Below are 16011 nucleotides of genomic sequence, written 5' to 3'. Positions count from 1 at the left end.
TGTATGCGGCTAGGCCGAGTGTTTTTTGGAATGTTTCCCCATGTTCGCGACTCGTTGGGACGCCAGTGCGATTCATGGAGCGTTTCTCACCATTCGATGCGAACTTGCCGCCCTTGGTCGGACGATTCGTAAATCGCTTCTAACACTTTGGCGATCGTAAGCCCTTGTTCAGCGGTGCAAAGCGGCGGCGTGTTCTCGGCGATGCTCGTCAAGAAATGGTCAAGGAGCGCCACCCGTTCGCTTTGATCATCAAAATGGAGCGTGACATCGGCCGGAACGCCGTGTTCGTTGCGGAACCATTTCACTTCTTGGCGGTTTCCGGCGATATTCCACTCCCAGCGCACGCCGCCTTCCGTGCCAAGAAACTCGACATATGCCCGCTCTTCTTCAATATGCGACGCCCAGCTCGTCTCAAGCAGCACCGTCGCGTCGTTTTCGAGCTGGATGAACGCCGAGGCGAAATCTTCGACCGTATAGGCGGCATCAGGCGCAAACGATGTTCCCGGCCATGCCCCTTGGCGGCGCGGGCCGAACTTCGCGTACGTTTTCCCCGTCACCGCGACCGGGTTCGGGTTCCCGAGCAGCCAAAGCGTCACATCGAGCATATGGACGCCCAAATCGATGAGCGGGCCGCCGCCGGAGCGTTCGCGGTCAAAAAACCACGCCCCCCATGCGGGAATGCCGCGGCGGCGCACCCAACCCGTTTTCGCGTAATAAATCTCACCGAACGCGCCAGATTGGATTCGCTCATGAAGCCATTGCGCCGCTTGGCGGAAGCGGTTGTTCAGCGCCACCATAAACTGCTTGCCTGATTCGTCTCGGGCGCGGATGATGGCGTCCGCCTCTTCCGCTTTGGTCACCATCGGCTTTTCGCAAAGAACGTGTTTTCCGGCCCGCAAACTGTCGACCGACACTTGGGCGTGCAAAAAGTTCGGCACCGTGATGATGACGGCATCGACATCAGGAGAGGCGAGCAGCTCTTTGTAGTCGCGGTACACGTTGCGGATGCCGTACGTTTTCGCTTTTTCCGCGGCCGCTTGTTCATTGACGTCGCAAATCGCCTGCAAGACGGCGCGCTCCGAAAGGTTTAGCGCCGCCTTGATGTGTTCATTGGAAATCCCTCCGGCTCCGATCAAGCCGAGGCGGATTGGAAGTGTGTTTCCCATGTCCTTTTCCCCCTTGCGCTCATTTGTTTTCTCTGTCCCATATGCTCCACCGATTCGCCGTCCGTTTTCTAAGTGATGTAATCGATTACATCACCGTGCAAAAAAATCCGCCCGTTCCCCCGCACCGAACAGAGAGCGCTGTCAGCCCCTTTGCTCAGAGCGCTCTCCTCCACACGAATCGCGAATGACGAGCCGATCGGGAAGAACAAGCTGACGCCGCCGCGCGCTCGTTCCTTCAATGAGCGCAAGCAGCAATTCCATCGCCTTTTGCCCGATCTCAAACATCGGCTGGGCGATCGTCGTGAGGCTCGGTTCAAAAATCGAGGCCATTTGAATGTCGTCAAATCCGACAACGGCCACATCGTCGGGAACGCGTCCGCCTCGATGGCGAACCGCTTTGATCGCCCCAATCGCCATCTCATCGTTGGCGGCGAAAATCGCTGTCGGCGGCTTCTCAAGAGCGAGCAGCTTCAACGTTAAATTATATCCGGACTCATAGGTAAAATCGCCTTCCTGCACGAGCGCGGCGTCCGCCTCAAGCTCATGCTGCGCCAACGCCTGTTGGTAGCCGCGCAGCCGGTCGCGGCTTAAAATGATGTTCATTGGCCCGGACAGGTGGGCAATGCGGCGATGGCCGAGACGGATCAAGTGTTCTGTCGCCTTGCGGGCGCTGCTGATGTTGTCGATCGAAACGGTCGGGATGTCCGCCCCTTCCAAATACTCGCACGCCAAGACGATCGGAAACTGCCGCGCCATCTCTTCCACCAGCTCTTTGCCGATGCGGGCGGTCAAAAAAATCATCCCGTCGACTTGCCGCTGCGGCAGCAAATTCAAATACTGCTCCTCAAGCCGGACATCGTTTTGCGTATCGCCAAGCAGCACCTGATAGCCGTGCTCGAGGGCGACCGCTTCAATGCCGCGCAGCACCTTCGAGAAAAACGGATTCGTAATATCGGGCACGACGACGAGCACCGTCTCGGTCTCCATCCGCCGCAAATACCGGCCGAGCACGTTCGGCTGGTAGTTCAGCGCTTCAATGGCTTCGAGCACGCGCTGCCTTGTCTCTTCAGTGACGTTGCCCGCGTTGCGCAGCACGCGCGACACGGTGGCCGTCGATACGTTCGCCCGTTTCGCCACGTCTTTTATGCTTGCCATTCGTTATAGTCCTCTCAGTTATGTAATCGATTACATATTCATCGTATATGAAAGACAGGGCGGTTGTCAAGCGTTGTTTTTTCGATCCGTCTTAGACATGGTTTGCCCCTTTCTCATATAAAGAAATGGATTTTTATCATCCCGCACCGGGAAGACCTCCACTTCCACGCATAAGCGTAAGTATGGGATGAATCGATGCCCCCACCTCCAAGCGCAAGCGTAGGTGGGAGAGCGTTCAAATCTAGAAGGCCAGTGATTTAGTGAAAAAACCGCAAAAGTCGTCCTCTTCTCAACTTGAGAAACCTTGTGCGATCGCCCCTCTTTGCCAGTCCGAAAGAATGGATTCGGAAAATGGGTCGTTTTTCACCATCCCTCTAGACTCTGTTAAAGACACTGTCGTTGGTAACCCCGTTCTTTGCTATAATGACTGATGAAAGCCTCTTTCTATCTAAGTCCAGTGCTTAAAAAGGCCTAACAAACAATGGATTTATAAATATTGGGAGAGGAGAACGTCATTTTATGGAAATTAGAAAACCAAACGATTCGGAATATAAAAAGATTTTATCACTTACACCACAAGCATTATTCGATGGCACATTAGGCGAGGCAAAACCGTCAGATGAAAAAGCCAAACAACTGATTGAGCCATTATTGCAGAAAGGAAGCTATTATTTGATCGCAACGGAAGGCAATCATCTCATGGGTTGGATTTTAATCGGAGCAAGCCAAGACCCGCTCACTGAGAAAATATATGGATTTATCTACGAATTGTTTGTGTTAGAAGAATTTAGGGGAAAGGGAATTGCAAGGAAATTAATAGAAGCTGGCATCGAACATCTTAAACAGGATGGATATTCAGAGATTCGTTTACGTGTATATGCAGGAAATCAAGCGATGAAACTGTATGAAACATTCGGATTCAAGCAGAAAACCATAATCATGAGCATGAACGTATAAGGCAAACATATCCGTCCATCGGCATCCTTAGCAGGCGACAGGAAGAAGCGCCCTTGCCTGAACGCAAAGGCGCCCATAATGGAGTTCAGTCTGATTAATCTAATCAATCGCCTGACGCGCGCGGTCTTGAAGCATTTTCACCCCAGCCAGCGAAATCAAGCCCATGACGACGATATAGAAGGAGATGGCCGTGGCGCTGCCGTATTTGTGCAAAAGCCATGTGCTCACGAGCGGCGCTGGGCCGCCGGCGATGATCGATGCCAACTGGTAGCCGAGCGAAGCGCCGCTGTAGCGCAAGCGCGTCGGGAAGTTTTCCGCGATCATGGCCGCCTGCGGGCCATACAGCATGCCGTGGAACACCATCGCCACGACCGTCGCCAAGAAGATCAGCCCGACACTTTTCGTATTGACAAGCCAATAATACGGAAACGCCCAAAGCATCAACAAAATCGTGCCCGTCATGTAGACGCGGCGGCGGCCCCACCGATCGGATAAATGGCCGGAATAGACGATCGAAAGCGCATTGATAATGGCCGCGATAATCGTCACATTGACGAAAATGCTTTTTTCCATCCCCAAAAATGTCGTCCCATAGCTGACGATAAACGTGACAAAAATGTAGAATGACCCGTTTTCAATCACCCGCGCAAGCGCTGACCATAGAATTTCGCGCGGATGCCTAACCAGCACCTCGCCGACCGGCATCTTGCTCGTTTCTTGTTTTTTCATCGCTTCTTGGAACAGCGGCGATTCGAGCACTTTCAGCCGGATGTACAGCCCGATGGCGATGAGAAGGAAGCTTATGAGAAACGGAACGCGCCATCCCCACGCATAAAAGCTGTCGCCGCCCGCCGCAAGCATCAGCGTCGTCACAAGGGAAGAGGACAACAACCCGAACGGCACGCCCATTTGCGGCAGGGAAGCCATCAGCCCGCGCCGTTTGCCTTCTTCCCATTCCATCGCAATCAAAATAGCGCCGCCCCATTCCCCGCCGACGCCAATGCCTTGAATGAGACGCAGCGCGGTCACCAGCACCGGCGCCCACAGGCCGATTTGCTCATATGTCGGCATCAGGCCGATCAGCGCGGTCGCCAACCCCATCAGCAACAAAGTGGCCACCAACGTCGCCTTCCGCCCGATGCGGTCGCCGAAATGGCCGAAAATCGCGGCGCCGACCGGCCTGGCGATAAATCCTAAAGCAAAGGTGGTAAAGGATTGCATCAGTGCGACGTACGAATCTCCTTGTGGAAAGAATAATTGTGGAAACACGAGAGCGGCCATCGTCCCGTAAAGGAAGAAATCGTACCATTCAATCGTCGTACCGACCACACTGGAAATCGCCGCCCGCTTTTTTTGGCGTTTCAATTCCGCCGCATCCATCATCGTTACAGCCATTCACAACACCCCTTTCACGCAATCAAAGTGCGCGCATCTCATGGAAACGGAAAAACAAATGGATGATAGCAAAAAAACGAACATAATGTTAGCGCTTCCAAAAACAAACCGTCATGGACTCGTTTCTTTGTCAGACCGTAATGCCGTTCCACAAGCCCGTCATGGAGCTTTCCCTTCCCGCGCAACAAGCACATGCACAACGGCATCGACGACCGTTTCTTCCCGCTGGTTGACGATTCGCTGATGCACCGTGACGAGCCCGGCTTCCTCGCCCCGTTCCGTCAAACGCTTCACTTCCGATTCCACGTAAATCGTATCACCGATCTTGACGGGACGAACGAAACGAAGTGAATCGATGCCATAAAACGCCAGGACCACTCCCGGCTCCATCATCCACAGCCCCGTCGCCGCCGACAGCGTCAACATCCCATGGGCGATGCGCTCGCCAAATGGCGTCCGCTTGGCGTATTCCCCATCCATGTGCAGCGGATAAAAATCTCCTTTTCGGCGATGTTTTTCGCGATGACATNGCGTTCAAAGCTAAAATGCAGCCGAAAACTGCACAATATCAGCTTCGGTGATCGTTCGCCCGCGCGAACGGTGGCGCTCGCCAAGCGCATACTGTTCAAACGGACGGTCAAATCGCACGCCTTCCCCTCCCCTTGATTGGTGCAAAAAAGAGTAAAAACAAATTCCACCCCCTTTCACGGCTGCCACCGTCCATTTTGTTAATATTCTGAATATTAACCATATCATCTTTGGCCTTTACGCATCCCTCCCCGTTAGCCGTCTGTCATTAACATATGAACGGAGTGGAGCGGATAGAACTGCTCCTCCTCTGTTTCGTGTTTCAAAATGGGCATTACCCCAAAAAACAAAAGGATGCTCGCTTGGCATCCTTTTTCACGTTCGTTCCTTATTCTTTTACCGAGCCGGACGTGAGCCCAGAGACGATGCGGCGCTGGAACAACAGCACCATGATGACGAGCGGGATCGTCACAATCACGGTGGCCGCGGAAATTTCGCCCCACGGGATCGTATACTGGCCTTGGAACATGGCAATGCCGACCGGAACGGTTTTGTATTTTTCCGCCGTATTGATCGTCAAGGCAAATAAAAATTCGTTCCATGCGGCAATGAAGACGAGAATGGACGTCGTAAACACCCCTGGCACAGCGAGCGGCAAAATGATTTTAAAATACGTCTGCATCGGCGTCGCCCCGTCCATTTTCGCCGCTTCTTCCAAATCAAACGGAATCTTGCGGAAAAAGGTGACCAACAGCCAAATCGACAACGGCAAGGCAAACGTCGTATACGGAATGATCAATCCCAAGTAGCTGTTCGTCAACCCGAATTTTTTCACAAACATGTAAATCGGAGAAATGGTGGCAATTTGCGGAAACATGGATACAGCCAACACCAAGCCGAGAATGACCGTCTTGCCTTTAAATTCAAGGCGCGCAATCGCATAAGCCGCAAACGCGGCGACAAAGACCGTATACACCGTCGTAATGGTCGCCACGACCGTGCTGTTCCATAAATAGCGCAAAAACGGGTAATTGACAAAGACCGACACATAGGATTTTAAGGTCGGATGGCTCGTAAACCAATCGAACGCTTTGTCGCCAAACAATTCGCTAAGCGGCTTAATGGAACTGAGCAAAACCCATAAAAACGGAAACATCACAAAGAACACAAACAGGGCCAAAAACACGTAAAAGAACGGACCGGCTTTTTTTTGCATCGTCTCACCCCTTCGTTATCGTTTGACGCTGGAGCCATCAGACAACAAATCTTTCCCAAGCCAGCGAATATAGATCATGGAAATCACCGCCACGCAGAGAAACACGATGACAGCGAGCGCCGATCCCGCACCGAAATTCGTCTGCGAGAACATGACTTTATACGCTAAAATGGAAATCGTTTCCGTCGAGTTCGCCGGCCCTCCGCCGGTTAAGACATAAATCAAGTCGAACACGCGGAACGCATCGAGCGTGCGGAACAACAACGCGACTAAAATGCTTGATTTTAACAGCGGCAGCGTGATTTTTGTGAATTGCTGCCATTTGGTGGCTCCGTCGATGGAAGCGGCCTCATACAACGAACTCGGGATCGTTTGCAGCCCGGCCAGCAGCAAGAGCGCCATATAGGGGGTTGTCTTCCATACATCGGCAAAAATGACCGCAAACATCGCCCCCGCTTCCGTCGTCAACAAATCCCCCATCCGGTCGACAAGGCCGACCGTTTCGAAATATTTGGCGACAATGCCGTTTTGTCCATCGTATAAAAATTTCCACATAAGCGCGGATACGGCGGTAGGAATCGCCCACGGAATCAAAATCGTCGCCCGCACAAGCCCGCGGCCAAAAAAGGCCTTATTGATGAGCAACGCAATTCCGAGCCCTAACACCAGCTCAATGGCNGACGCCATATGTAAAACCAAGCCGAAAAACGGAATCAAAATCGTCGCCCGCACAAGCCCGCGGCCAAAAAAGGCCTTATTGATGAGCAACGCAATTCCGAGCCCTAACACCAGCTCAATGGCGACCGACACCACCGTAAAGAACGTCGTATTCCATAACGCTTTCCATAAGCGCATGTCGCTGAAGCTGTCCTTATAATGCTTGAGGCCGACAAAGTTCGGCTCGATCACGACCCCTTCGAGCCCTTCGGCCAAGCCGACGACTTTATCCGCCTGCTGCAGTTCGCCCGCTTTTTTCATCTCTTTGAGCGTCTTTACGACATCATGAACCGTGTCGGTCAGCCGCTCGGCCGTCTGTTTGTCCAGCTCGGCGATCTTCAGCTCATCGCTTGGCGTCTCGAAATTGTCGAGCACTTCGTTCACTTTGTCATATTGCTTCGCCACTTGATCGTTGGAACGGATCGCCGCGTCCAGTTTCGCGAGTTTTTGTTCGATTTGCGCCAACGTTTGTTTCGTTTGTCCATCCGCAGCCGCCATTTCCTGCTTAAGAGCGCTTTTGAGGAACGGATAGTTTTGTAGATATCCTTCCAGATCGAGGCTGTAACTCCAGTGAATCGACGATTTGGTCGGGTCGTTGAGCCGATAGTCGAACAAGCTGTAATAAAAGGACTGGATGACAGGCCAAATGGCAATCGCCAAAATGAGCAGCATGGCCGGCGCGACAAGCGAATAGCCTAATAGGCGCTCCATTCGCTTTTCATTCCTCATCGCTGTTCTCTCCCTTCTGCTTAGAAAAGGATATTAGCCTTCAGCACCGGGCAGATGGCGGCCTGAAGGCTAATGAACCGAAAGTGGTCAAACAAAATTGCGTTCTTTGTTTGGCTGATGGGGCATTGGCCGGCGTTAGCCGGATTCGGATCGGCTGCGGCGCGCCGGCCCAGTCATTCTCCTTACTTATTCAAGGCTGCTTTCATTTCTTTTTCCATATTGGCCACAGCTTGTTCGACCGTCAGCTCCCCGGCCAGCGCTTTGGATACGTTAATTTGGATGATTTCCGAAATTTCCGGGTAGTTCGGGACGACCGGGCGCGGCACAGCGGCGTTCAACGCATTGACAAATCCTTCTTCCGCAAAGAACGGATTGGCTTTTAAGACATCCGGATCTTTAAACAATTCGGGAAGCGTTGGCGCTAAACCGCCGTAAATCGCGGAAATTTTTTGCCCCTCCGGCCCCGTCATAAATTTGACAAATTCCCATGCTTCTTTCGGATGTTTCGAATATTTGTTGATCGCGGTCATCCAGCCGCCCAGCGCGGCAGCCGAACCTTTGTCTCCGGCCGGAAGCGGAGCCACGCCGACTTTGCCGACGATTTTCGATTGTTCTTTGTCATTCGCTAGCGCGTATTGATAAGGCCAGTTGCGGATAAACGGCGATTGTCCTTCAATGAACGCGGTATGCGATTCTGGTTCAGTGAAGGTGGTGATGTTGCTCGGCACAACATCGGACTTGACGATTTCCACCATTTTCTTCAGCCCTTTGATCGTTTCTGGGCTGTTGATCACGACATTCCCGTTTTTATCGACGATTTGCCCGCCATAAGAGGCGATAAATTCAACCGCGTTGCACACCAATCCTTCATATTGTTTGGCCTGCATCAAATAGCCGAATTTCGTGCCGCCTTTTCCTTTCAGTTCTTTGGCCTCTTTTAAGAGTTCATCCCATGTTTTCGGCACTTTGTCCTTTGGCACCAGGTCGGTGCGATAGAACAGCATGCCGGCATCAATGAATTTCGGCATCGCCCATTGCTTGCCATTGAAGTTGCCGGCCGCAAGCGCCCCTTGGTTGTATTTGCCGAGGTCAATGCCGTCTTTCTCAATAAAGCGGTCGAGCGGCAGCGTATAACCCGCTTGAGCAAACTCAGCCGGCCAAATGACGTCGAGATCCATGACATCGATTTCCGACGACTGCGCATTTAACATCGTGACATACGCATCATGCTGCTTCCCGGTGTCAGCCGGCATTTCGCGAAATTCCACATCGATGTTCGGGTGCGTTTTCTCGAACGCTTCGATGATTTTTTCAGTGGCTTTCGTGGAATCTTGGCCGCGGGCATAGACAATTTTCACTTTTTCAGACTGGCTCGTTTTCCCTTCTTCGTTTTTGCTGTCTTTGCCCGTCTGGCTCTCGCTTTGGCCGCCGGAGCATGCCGCGAGCCCCATCGTAAGCGCTAACAAAACAGCCGATGTTTTTAACGTCTTTTTCATCGTCATTCTCCCCCTTTAAATTTTGGATTTGTCAAACACCGCATGGCATCGCGTATAGTGGTTGCTTCGACTGCCCCAATCACCTCCTGGACATGACATCCATTGACTTTTGACTTGGCATCCCCCACTGCTTGTCTATGCATCGATTGTTTGTAATCGATTACATACAAATGGGCGAATCATCCTCGTTTTCGCTTGTCTGTCCTTTTCTCGCCAAAAGCCGAAAAGCGGGCATCGTTTTACGTTTCTCCTTTTCAATGAAGACAGCCTGTCTATCAGCATCGCGCCCCTTGTCCGCTTTGTCGGCTTATTATGTAATCGATTACAAAACCATCTTACATCGCCGTAAAATCGTTCGTCAAGCCCCCAAATTCTTTTTTTGCCCTATAAACAAAGAACCCCAAGCCGTTTGGCTTGGGATATGCCTCACACCTCCACCGTCTTCCCTTCCTCGACGATATGATAAAGCAAATGGGCTAAATGGTGAATCGGGCCGTATTCCTCTTCGCCATCTTCCGCCATTTCTTCTTCGTCGGCGAATTCAAGGTCATTTAAGTAAAGCGCCATTAATTCGTAAAAGTCTTTCAGCTCAAAGCTGTAGCACGCGCTCGGGTCTTCGCTGTCTTCTTCGTATTGAAGCATTAAATACGATACCTTGCCTTCGTTGTCCTCGGCGTCAAAAAAGACGAAATAGCCGATGTTCGTGTCAAGGTCAAACAGATGCCGCGTCCCGCCTTCGGTCGCCTTGTCAAAATCCTCTTGGCTCAACTTGCCGACGTTCATCGCTTCGACGTCGTCTTCGCGGTGAAACTGGACCGTAAATGTTTTCATCGTGATTTCCTCCTTAGAAAATGCTTAATGAATACGTTTTTGACAGCCGCTCGAGCAGTTTCACCCCGGTCAAGCTGTTCCCTTTATCATCGAGAGCCGGGCCGAAAACGCCGATGCCGCACCGCCCGGGCACGGCAGCGAGAATGCCGCCCGAGACGCCGCTTTTCGCCGGAATGCCGACTTTGATGGCAAATTCACCTGATGAGTTGTACATGCCGCACGTGACCATGAACGTTTTGCAAATGCGGGCGACATCAAGCGGCATGAGCGGCTCACTCGAATGCGGATCGCGTCCGTCAAGCGCGAGCACCAAGCCGATGCGCGCCAAGTCGATGCACGTCATTTCGATGGCGCACTGTTTCGTGTACAATTCCATCAGCTCTTCGACATCTTCATCAATGATACGATGCTGCTTGAGAAAATAGCAAAGCGAACGATTTAAAAACGCTGTTTCAAATTCGGAGCGGGCCACTTCGTCGGAGTACGAAATGCGTTCGTTGCCAGCGAGACGGCGGACGAACGCTAACAGCCGTTCCAGCCGTTCGGACACCGAGCCGCCTTGAATCATCGACGTGACGACAAGCGCGCCGGCGTTAATCATCGGATTCAGCGGCTTGGCAGGCTTTTCCTCTAATTTGGCAATGGAATGAAACGGATAATCCGTCGGCTCCATGCCGACTTTATGGAACACCTCATCCTCGCCCCGGTCGATGAGCACAAGGGCGAGCGCAATAATTTTGGAAATGCTTTGCAGCGTCACCTTGACTGTCACATCGCCAGCATCCACGACCCGCCCATCCGGCGTGTAGATCGCAATGGACAGCTCGTTCGGATCGGCCTTGCCCAAGGCGGGGATGTAATCGGCTACTTTTCCGTAGCGGGCGTACTGCTTCGCTTCTTCGACAAAGCGGACCAGTTCTTCTTGGTTGTACACAAGCATCACCGATGGTTAGTATCGCCTATTTTTTCCGTTTCTATGCCCAAACGCTTCAAACAGCTGAGGTTTCCGACGGGGGCGCTTTGCCTCGCCAAGCGGACCGCCGGAAAAACAACTCCTCTTCAAGACGACAGCCTGAACCTGCTGTTTGAACAGCAGCCGTTTTTCTTATTCTTCTTCGGCAAATACGTTTTTCAATTCGATCACAAATCCGGGAAACATGCGAACAGGAATCGTATCATCGCGGACATACATCCCTTGGTGGCGGAATCTCCCTTCTTCGAGCACATAGACATCAATCGTCTCATTCATCGGATCGACAATCCAATATTCTTTCACCCCTGCCCGCTCGTAACGGTGAAATTTGACGATTTTATCCTTGCGCACCGTTGATTTTGAAATAATCTCCACAACGAGATCCGGCACGCCAACAATTCGTTTTTCACGAATTTTGTTTTTGTCGCAGACAACGACAAGATCCGGCTCAACCCATTCGCGAATTTGTTCCGGATCATCTCTCTCCGCCAAACAAACGTCGATCGGAGCGCCAAATACGGTGCATTCTTTCCCCCGCAAATATGTCGCAAATTCCACCAACAATTCACGTTGCACTGCCTGATGTTTCGGCGTCGGAGCGGGAGACATGTTGAAGACTTGGCCGTCAATGACCTCATATCGTACATCTTCGTCGAGCATCATGTATTGCGCATAGGTGAACGGCTGCCCTTTTTCCGGCATCGGCATCAAAAAAACCTCGCCGAAAANGCGGGAGACATGTTGAAGACTTGGCCGTCAATGACCTCATATCGTACATCTTCGTCGAGCATCATGTATTGCGCATAGGTGAACGGCTGCCCTTTTTCCGGCATCGGCATCAAAACGGCCTCCTTTCCTCTTTTCTTTTTAGTATACTTGAACGCTGCCCGGCAACCTAGCGTTTTCTTTTTTCTCAACAACCTGTTGTAGGCAAGGGAGAACGGTTTCAAGTATAATGAAAAAGAAATGAAAAAGAGGTGAGGAGCATGCAAGAAGCCATCAACATGTCCCCGTCCCCGTCATGGGAACATCAAATCGTTTGCCACAATCTTGTTTCCATGATCAAAGGAAAAAGCCAATGTCAACCGATTTCAAACTTATCCGTGAAACTCGAAAAGAACGGAAAAGTGATGAACGAGTTTATCCAGCCGGATGTCGCTGTCTATTGCGAACGGCCGGAAAAAATCATCGGCGGCTATAAGGGGCGGCCGCTCATCGTCATCGAAGTTGTCAGCCCGTCAACCTACAAAATCGATGTGACGCTGAAAAAAGATTTGTACTGTGCCTACGGAGTGGAAGAATACTGGATCGCCGACCCATACAACAAAACGATCCGTCAGTGCACACTCGAACATGATCGATACGCCGAGACGATCATCGCCTGCGGAGAAACGTTCGATTCTGTTATCGGAACGATTGACACCGCGCTCGTGTTCCAAGGCGTGTAGAAGACGGGAAAACAATTCTTTTCGGCCTATCGGCGGTTTTTGTGGCGGAAGGCGAGTCGATTTTGCAAAGTTTCTCAACTTAAAAAGAGTCTCTGCTGAACAACTCGTTTCCAATCACGAGTTCTTTAGCGGGACATCTTGCATGCTTTGCCGTATAATCAATGGCGAATTCTCTGTCGCAAAAGCAGGGGCGGGTAGACAGAGGAAGATACGTTCAAAGGAGCATGAAAACAGAAAAAAACAGACTTGTCAGCAACAAGGATGCCGCTAGTCTTTCAACGGCATCCTTTTCCAACTCAACGCAAAATTCGCCATTGATTTTGTCCTGCTTTTCTTGTATAATCGGAAATGTCTCACCATCCATTTCGGGATGTAGCTCAGCTTGGTAGAGCACACGCATGGGGTGCGTGGGGTCGCAGGTTCAAATCCTGTCATCCCGATCGAAGGAAACCAGCCGAAAAAACGTTCGGCTGGTTTTTTGTTTTTCTTCCCCCACGTTCCATCAGTTCCATCATTATGATGCTGTTTCCTCCTACGAAATCAGTCCAATCCGCTTCCCCGCCAAAGCGATGCAGTCAACGGCCATATCAATGTCTTCTTCCGTCATCGCGGCGGTGATGGAAAAGCGAATGCGCGCTGTCCCCTCAGGGACGGTCGGCGGCCGGATGGCGACGGCCGCGATGCCAGCTTCTTGCAGCTGCTCGCTCATGGCCACGGCTCGGTCGTTCGGACCGACGATCACGGGAACGATCGGCGTCTCGCTGCCGCCTGTGTCAAACCCAAGCCGCTTCAGCTTGGTGCGGAATCTTTCGCTTAGGGCGTGCAGCCGCTCGCGCCGCTTTGGCTCAGCTTGGACAATATGAATGGCAGCCTCATTGGCGGCAAGGACCGATGGCGGCAAGGCGGTTGTAAAAATCAAGCTGCGGGCGCTGTTGATCAAATAGTCGACCAGCCACGGCTCTCCCGTTACATACGCTCCGAAGCTGCCGAGCGCTTTGCTGAAGGTGCCGATGGCGATCACATCCTCTTCCTTCTCAAGCCCGAAATGGTGAAGCAGCCCTTCACCGTTCGGTCCGAACACGCCGCCGCTGTGCGCTTCGTCAACGAGCAAAACGGCACGGTAACGCCGCTTCAACTCAACCAGCTCCTCGAGTGGCGCCATATCGCCGTCCATGCTGAAGACGGCATCGGTGACGATCCATTTCCGCTTCGCGGGCGGAGATTGCTTCAACAATGATTCCAGCTGATCGATGTCATGATGTCGATAGCGGAAACAGGCGGCTTTGCTCAAGCGGATGCCATCAATTAAACTCGCATGGTTCAACTTATCGCTAAAGACAAGATCATCTCGGCCAATTAAAGCTGTCAACACGCCGATGTTGGCCGTGTAGCCGCTGTTGAAAATAAGAGCCGCCTCTGCTTTTTTCCACTGTTTCAACGCGGCTTCCGCCCGCTCATAGAGCGGATGATTGCCGACGACGAGCCGCGACGCGCCCGCTCCGGCCCCATATGCCCTCATCGCCTCGCAGCCCGCTTCGATGAGCCGCCTATCATCCGCCAACCCTAAATAATTATTGGACGCTAAATTCAACATCGGCTTTCCGTTCAGGATGACCGTAGCGCCTGAAGCCTCTGCCCGGCGCAGCTGGCGTTTTTGCGCTTTTTGTTCCCATTCGTGCAGTTTGACGGTCAGTTCGGTTTTCATCCCTATCCCCCTTTTATGTAAACCGTTCATAAAAAATAGTTTACATTAAAATCCGCAAATCGGCTAGGAAAAGATGATCAGTTTCGTTTATTGATTATTTAGCACATGGTTCTGTGAATTATTCATTTCCACCCTCGACCGCATGCATAGTCAAATCGCAAAAATGTCATACTATACGTGTTATCGGCAAAAAGGAGGTGTTGGAAATGGATGTCCGTCGGGCGCAAGAAATCGCGTCGTCGCCGGTGATGGCAAACGTCACGTACAACGGCCAGCGCATTTACATTGAGCATGTCGACCAGCAAAAAGGTGTAGCAACGATTCACCCGCTTGACAACCCGAATCAAAAGCAAAGCGTGCCGGTCGCAAGCTTAGAGGAGCATTCGTAACGAAAAAAGCGAGAGAAAGGACGCGTCCTTTCTCCCGCTTTTTGATTTAATCGGCCGTCAGCTCTTCCCGTTGCTTGTAGGCCTCTTGCACCGTTTGTTCCTTCATCGCTGCTCGGCCTGCCGTCCGGGCATCAGCGGTGCGGACAGATTTGTCGTTGCGCTTGTTGTTCGCTTTTCTCTCCATCTCGATTCCTCCTTCGTCTCTAGCATGCCCTGAATGACAAGAGGTTACTATCGCGAAGGAGCAAAAGAGCACTGCCCGATCGGACGGCTTATGAAACGATCTTATCCTTTTTCTAACAACTCGATCCGATTGTGAAACGGATCGCGAAAGGAAAACCGCTTCACCCCTGGAATCGGTTTTTCGTCTTGCGTCACGACGCCTTGTGATTCCAAATAGCGGCGCGCGGCTTCGACATCTTCCACTTCAAACGCCGGGTGGCTTTTGCTGTTGTAGCCGTCGCGGTTTTCTGCTCCGATATGGAGCTCGATATCGCCGACTTTGTACCAAAGTCCACCGTTTCCTTTCAGCGATTCCGGCTTTTCGATTTCTTGAAAACCAAGCACACCGGTGTAAAAGGCGCGCGCTTCGTCTTCGGCGCCAAACGGAATGCAAATTTGCACATGGTCAAGCCGTTTTACACGAATCATCGTTCCTCTCCTCCCTGTTCGAATGCCGGTTTGATCCGGCGGATGAACGAAACCGCAGCAACCGCCCAAATGAGCAGCACTCCCTCGACCACCCAAATGTTTTTGACCACTTTCGCTTGATAAAGCGCGGGCAAGACGTCCATCGCCGTGTGAAGCAAAATCGCGTACAGGACATAACGGAACTGCCGCTGGCGCACGCCGAGCAAAACGAGGAGCGACAGCGCCACGTGCACTGTAAGCGCAAACAGCCGTTCCAAGCCGCCTAACACGTACATCGCAAACGGCGTGTGCAACACTTGCTCCTTGATCAGCTCCGCCTGTCCTGCCGGAAGCGATGGGGCGATCGTTTTGTCGAATGATCCGGATTGAATCAGGCTCGCAAGCACGATGACGTTGACCGCGCCAACCACCCCGAGCAATACCGCTTCCGTCCCGCCGTGCCCAAGCCCGAATGATAAACCATCGCCATATCCGCGATGTTGCTTTAGCAGCCAACGGAACCCGACATAGCGGCCAAGTTCTTCAAACACGCCAGCGGCAAGCGCCGCGTACAGGACAAAGAGCCAAACGCTGTCTGTTCCTTTTAACGCTGGCCGGCCCGGTTCGAGCACAGCGATGTGCAGCGCTTTTTCGGCCTGCTTTTTCATGATTTTCA

The 16011-nt window shown here is 52.1% G+C and carries 15 protein-coding genes, 1 tRNA gene and 3 pseudogenes; 4 read left to right on the top strand and 15 right to left on the bottom strand.

Annotation, left to right across the window (positions count from 1 at the left end; translation table 11 throughout):
* Positions 1-86: 86 nt before the first annotated feature.
* Together T260_RS135250 and T260_RS135255 are read right to left on the bottom strand one after the other, a co-directional pair.
* Complete coding sequence (locus tag T260_RS135250; RefSeq protein WP_014196144.1) at positions 87-1166, bottom strand: Gfo/Idh/MocA family protein; 1080 nt, start codon at positions 1164-1166, stop codon at positions 87-89.
* Positions 1167-1307: 141 nt separating this feature from the next.
* Positions 1308-2321 carry a LacI family DNA-binding transcriptional regulator gene (locus tag T260_RS135255; protein WP_023633437.1) on the bottom strand — a complete coding sequence of 338 codons (1014 nt, stop codon included), beginning with the start codon at positions 2319-2321 and terminating at the stop codon, positions 1308-1310.
* A gap of 519 nt (positions 2322-2840) precedes the next feature.
* On the opposite strand from T260_RS135255, the gene T260_RS135260 reads away from it, so the two are divergent.
* Positions 2841-3278: a GNAT family N-acetyltransferase gene (locus T260_RS135260; protein WP_023633436.1), complete on the top strand. Its 438-nt coding sequence runs from the start codon at positions 2841-2843 to the stop codon at positions 3276-3278.
* A gap of 99 nt (positions 3279-3377) precedes the next feature.
* Here T260_RS135260 and T260_RS135265 read toward each other — a convergent pair whose 3' ends face one another.
* From T260_RS135265 to T260_RS135290, 9 genes and pseudogenes are all read right to left on the bottom strand, one after another.
* Positions 3378-4673, bottom strand: coding sequence for an MFS transporter (locus T260_RS135265; RefSeq protein ID WP_023633435.1), 1296 nt, complete (start codon positions 4671-4673; stop codon positions 3378-3380).
* 159 nt (positions 4674-4832) lie between these two features.
* Positions 4833-5321: pseudogene (locus tag T260_RS01000000137835) on the bottom strand (MaoC/PaaZ C-terminal domain-containing protein).
* Positions 5322-5589: 268 nt separating this feature from the next.
* Positions 5590-6417, bottom strand: a complete 828-nt coding sequence (locus T260_RS135270) for a carbohydrate ABC transporter permease (protein WP_011231606.1) — start codon at positions 6415-6417, stop codon at positions 5590-5592.
* A gap of 15 nt (positions 6418-6432) precedes the next feature.
* Positions 6433-7104: pseudogene (locus T260_RS1000000140940) on the bottom strand (carbohydrate ABC transporter permease); the annotation flags it as partial.
* 33 nt (positions 7105-7137) lie between these two features.
* A pseudogene (locus tag T260_RS1000000140935) lies at positions 7138-7863 on the bottom strand (carbohydrate ABC transporter permease); the annotation flags it as partial.
* Positions 7864-8045: 182 nt separating this feature from the next.
* The gene (locus T260_RS135275; RefSeq protein ID WP_013144972.1) at positions 8046-9359 is read right to left on the bottom strand and encodes an ABC transporter substrate-binding protein; all 1314 of its coding nucleotides are present in this window, start codon (positions 9357-9359) and stop codon (positions 8046-8048) included.
* A gap of 426 nt (positions 9360-9785) precedes the next feature.
* Positions 9786-10190 (bottom strand): hypothetical protein, encoded by a 405-nt coding sequence (locus T260_RS135280; protein WP_023633433.1) that lies wholly within the window; start codon positions 10188-10190, stop codon positions 9786-9788.
* Positions 10191-10203: 13 nt separating this feature from the next.
* Positions 10204-11130 (bottom strand): glutaminase A, encoded by a 927-nt coding sequence (glsA, locus tag T260_RS135285; protein ID WP_023633432.1) that lies wholly within the window; start codon positions 11128-11130, stop codon positions 10204-10206.
* Positions 11131-11295: 165 nt separating this feature from the next.
* Positions 11296-11871, bottom strand: a complete 576-nt coding sequence (locus T260_RS135290) for a Uma2 family endonuclease (protein WP_014196157.1) — start codon at positions 11869-11871, stop codon at positions 11296-11298.
* 278 nt (positions 11872-12149) lie between these two features.
* Here T260_RS135290 and T260_RS135295 point away from each other — a divergent pair, with 278 nt between their 5' ends.
* Complete coding sequence (locus T260_RS135295) at positions 12150-12611, top strand: Uma2 family endonuclease (RefSeq protein ID WP_023633430.1); 462 nt, start codon at positions 12150-12152, stop codon at positions 12609-12611.
* Positions 12612-12977: 366 nt separating this feature from the next.
* Positions 12978-13051 (top strand) — tRNA-Pro (locus T260_RS135300).
* Between the two features lie 92 nt (positions 13052-13143).
* On the opposite strand, the gene bioF is transcribed toward T260_RS135300, so the two are convergent.
* Entirely contained in the window at positions 13144-14316 is a 1173-nt protein-coding gene (gene bioF, locus T260_RS135305; RefSeq protein ID WP_011231613.1) for an 8-amino-7-oxononanoate synthase, read from the bottom strand.
* Positions 14317-14522: 206 nt separating this feature from the next.
* Here bioF and T260_RS135310 point away from each other — a divergent pair, with 206 nt between their 5' ends.
* Positions 14523-14705, top strand: coding sequence for a small acid-soluble spore protein H (locus tag T260_RS135310; RefSeq protein WP_011231614.1), 183 nt, complete (start codon positions 14523-14525; stop codon positions 14703-14705).
* A gap of 46 nt (positions 14706-14751) precedes the next feature.
* On the opposite strand, the gene T260_RS1000000139910 is transcribed toward T260_RS135310, so the two are convergent.
* From T260_RS1000000139910 to T260_RS135320, 3 genes are all read right to left on the bottom strand, one after another.
* Entirely contained in the window at positions 14752-14889 is a 138-nt protein-coding gene (locus T260_RS1000000139910; RefSeq protein WP_011231615.1) for a hypothetical protein, read from the bottom strand.
* Between the two features lie 101 nt (positions 14890-14990).
* Entirely contained in the window at positions 14991-15356 is a 366-nt protein-coding gene (locus T260_RS135315; RefSeq protein WP_014196160.1) for a VOC family protein, read from the bottom strand.
* Positions 15353-16011 (bottom strand): YhfC family intramembrane metalloprotease (locus tag T260_RS135320; protein ID WP_023633429.1); only part of this gene is annotated, 659 nt, incomplete at its 5' end. The genes T260_RS135315 and T260_RS135320, both read right to left, overlap by 4 nt.

This window comes from Geobacillus thermopakistaniensis, from assembly GCF_000498995.1.
GTDB lineage: Bacteria > Bacillota > Bacilli > Bacillales > Anoxybacillaceae > Geobacillus > Geobacillus thermoleovorans.
This window is presented reverse-complemented; position numbering and strand designations above follow the sequence as displayed.

Excerpts from the sequence above, each read along its gene's own strand:
- bioF (WP_011231613.1), bottom strand. The coding sequence starts at position 14,316 with ATGAAAACCGAACTGACCGTCAAACTGCACGAATGGGAACAAAAAGCG.
- T260_RS135280 (WP_023633433.1), bottom strand. The coding sequence starts at position 10,190 with ATGAAAACATTTACGGTCCAGTTTCACCGCGAAGACGACGTCGAAGCG.
- T260_RS135250 (WP_014196144.1), bottom strand. The coding sequence starts at position 1,166 with ATGGGAAACACACTTCCAATCCGCCTCGGCTTGATCGGAGCCGGAGGG.
- T260_RS135255 (WP_023633437.1), bottom strand. The coding sequence starts at position 2,321 with ATGGCAAGCATAAAAGACGTGGCGAAACGGGCGAACGTATCGACGGCC.
- T260_RS135290 (WP_014196157.1), bottom strand. The coding sequence starts at position 11,871 with ATGCCGATGCCGGAAAAAGGGCAGCCGTTCACCTATGCGCAATACATG.
- T260_RS135270 (WP_011231606.1), bottom strand. The coding sequence starts at position 6,417 with ATGCAAAAAAAAGCCGGTCCGTTCTTTTACGTGTTTTTGGCCCTGTTT.
- T260_RS135315 (WP_014196160.1), bottom strand. The coding sequence starts at position 15,356 with ATGATTCGTGTAAAACGGCTTGACCATGTGCAAATTTGCATTCCGTTT.
- T260_RS1000000139910 (WP_011231615.1), bottom strand. The coding sequence starts at position 14,889 with ATGGAGAGAAAAGCGAACAACAAGCGCAACGACAAATCTGTCCGCACC.
- T260_RS135260 (WP_023633436.1), top strand. The coding sequence starts at position 2,841 with ATGGAAATTAGAAAACCAAACGATTCGGAATATAAAAAGATTTTATCA.
- glsA (WP_023633432.1), bottom strand. The coding sequence starts at position 11,130 with ATGCTTGTGTACAACCAAGAAGAACTGGTCCGCTTTGTCGAAGAAGCG.
- T260_RS135295 (WP_023633430.1), top strand. The coding sequence starts at position 12,150 with ATGCAAGAAGCCATCAACATGTCCCCGTCCCCGTCATGGGAACATCAA.
- T260_RS135275 (WP_013144972.1), bottom strand. The coding sequence starts at position 9,359 with ATGAAAAAGACGTTAAAAACATCGGCTGTTTTGTTAGCGCTTACGATG.
- T260_RS135310 (WP_011231614.1), top strand. The coding sequence starts at position 14,523 with ATGGATGTCCGTCGGGCGCAAGAAATCGCGTCGTCGCCGGTGATGGCA.
- T260_RS135265 (WP_023633435.1), bottom strand. The coding sequence starts at position 4,673 with ATGGCTGTAACGATGATGGATGCGGCGGAATTGAAACGCCAAAAAAAG.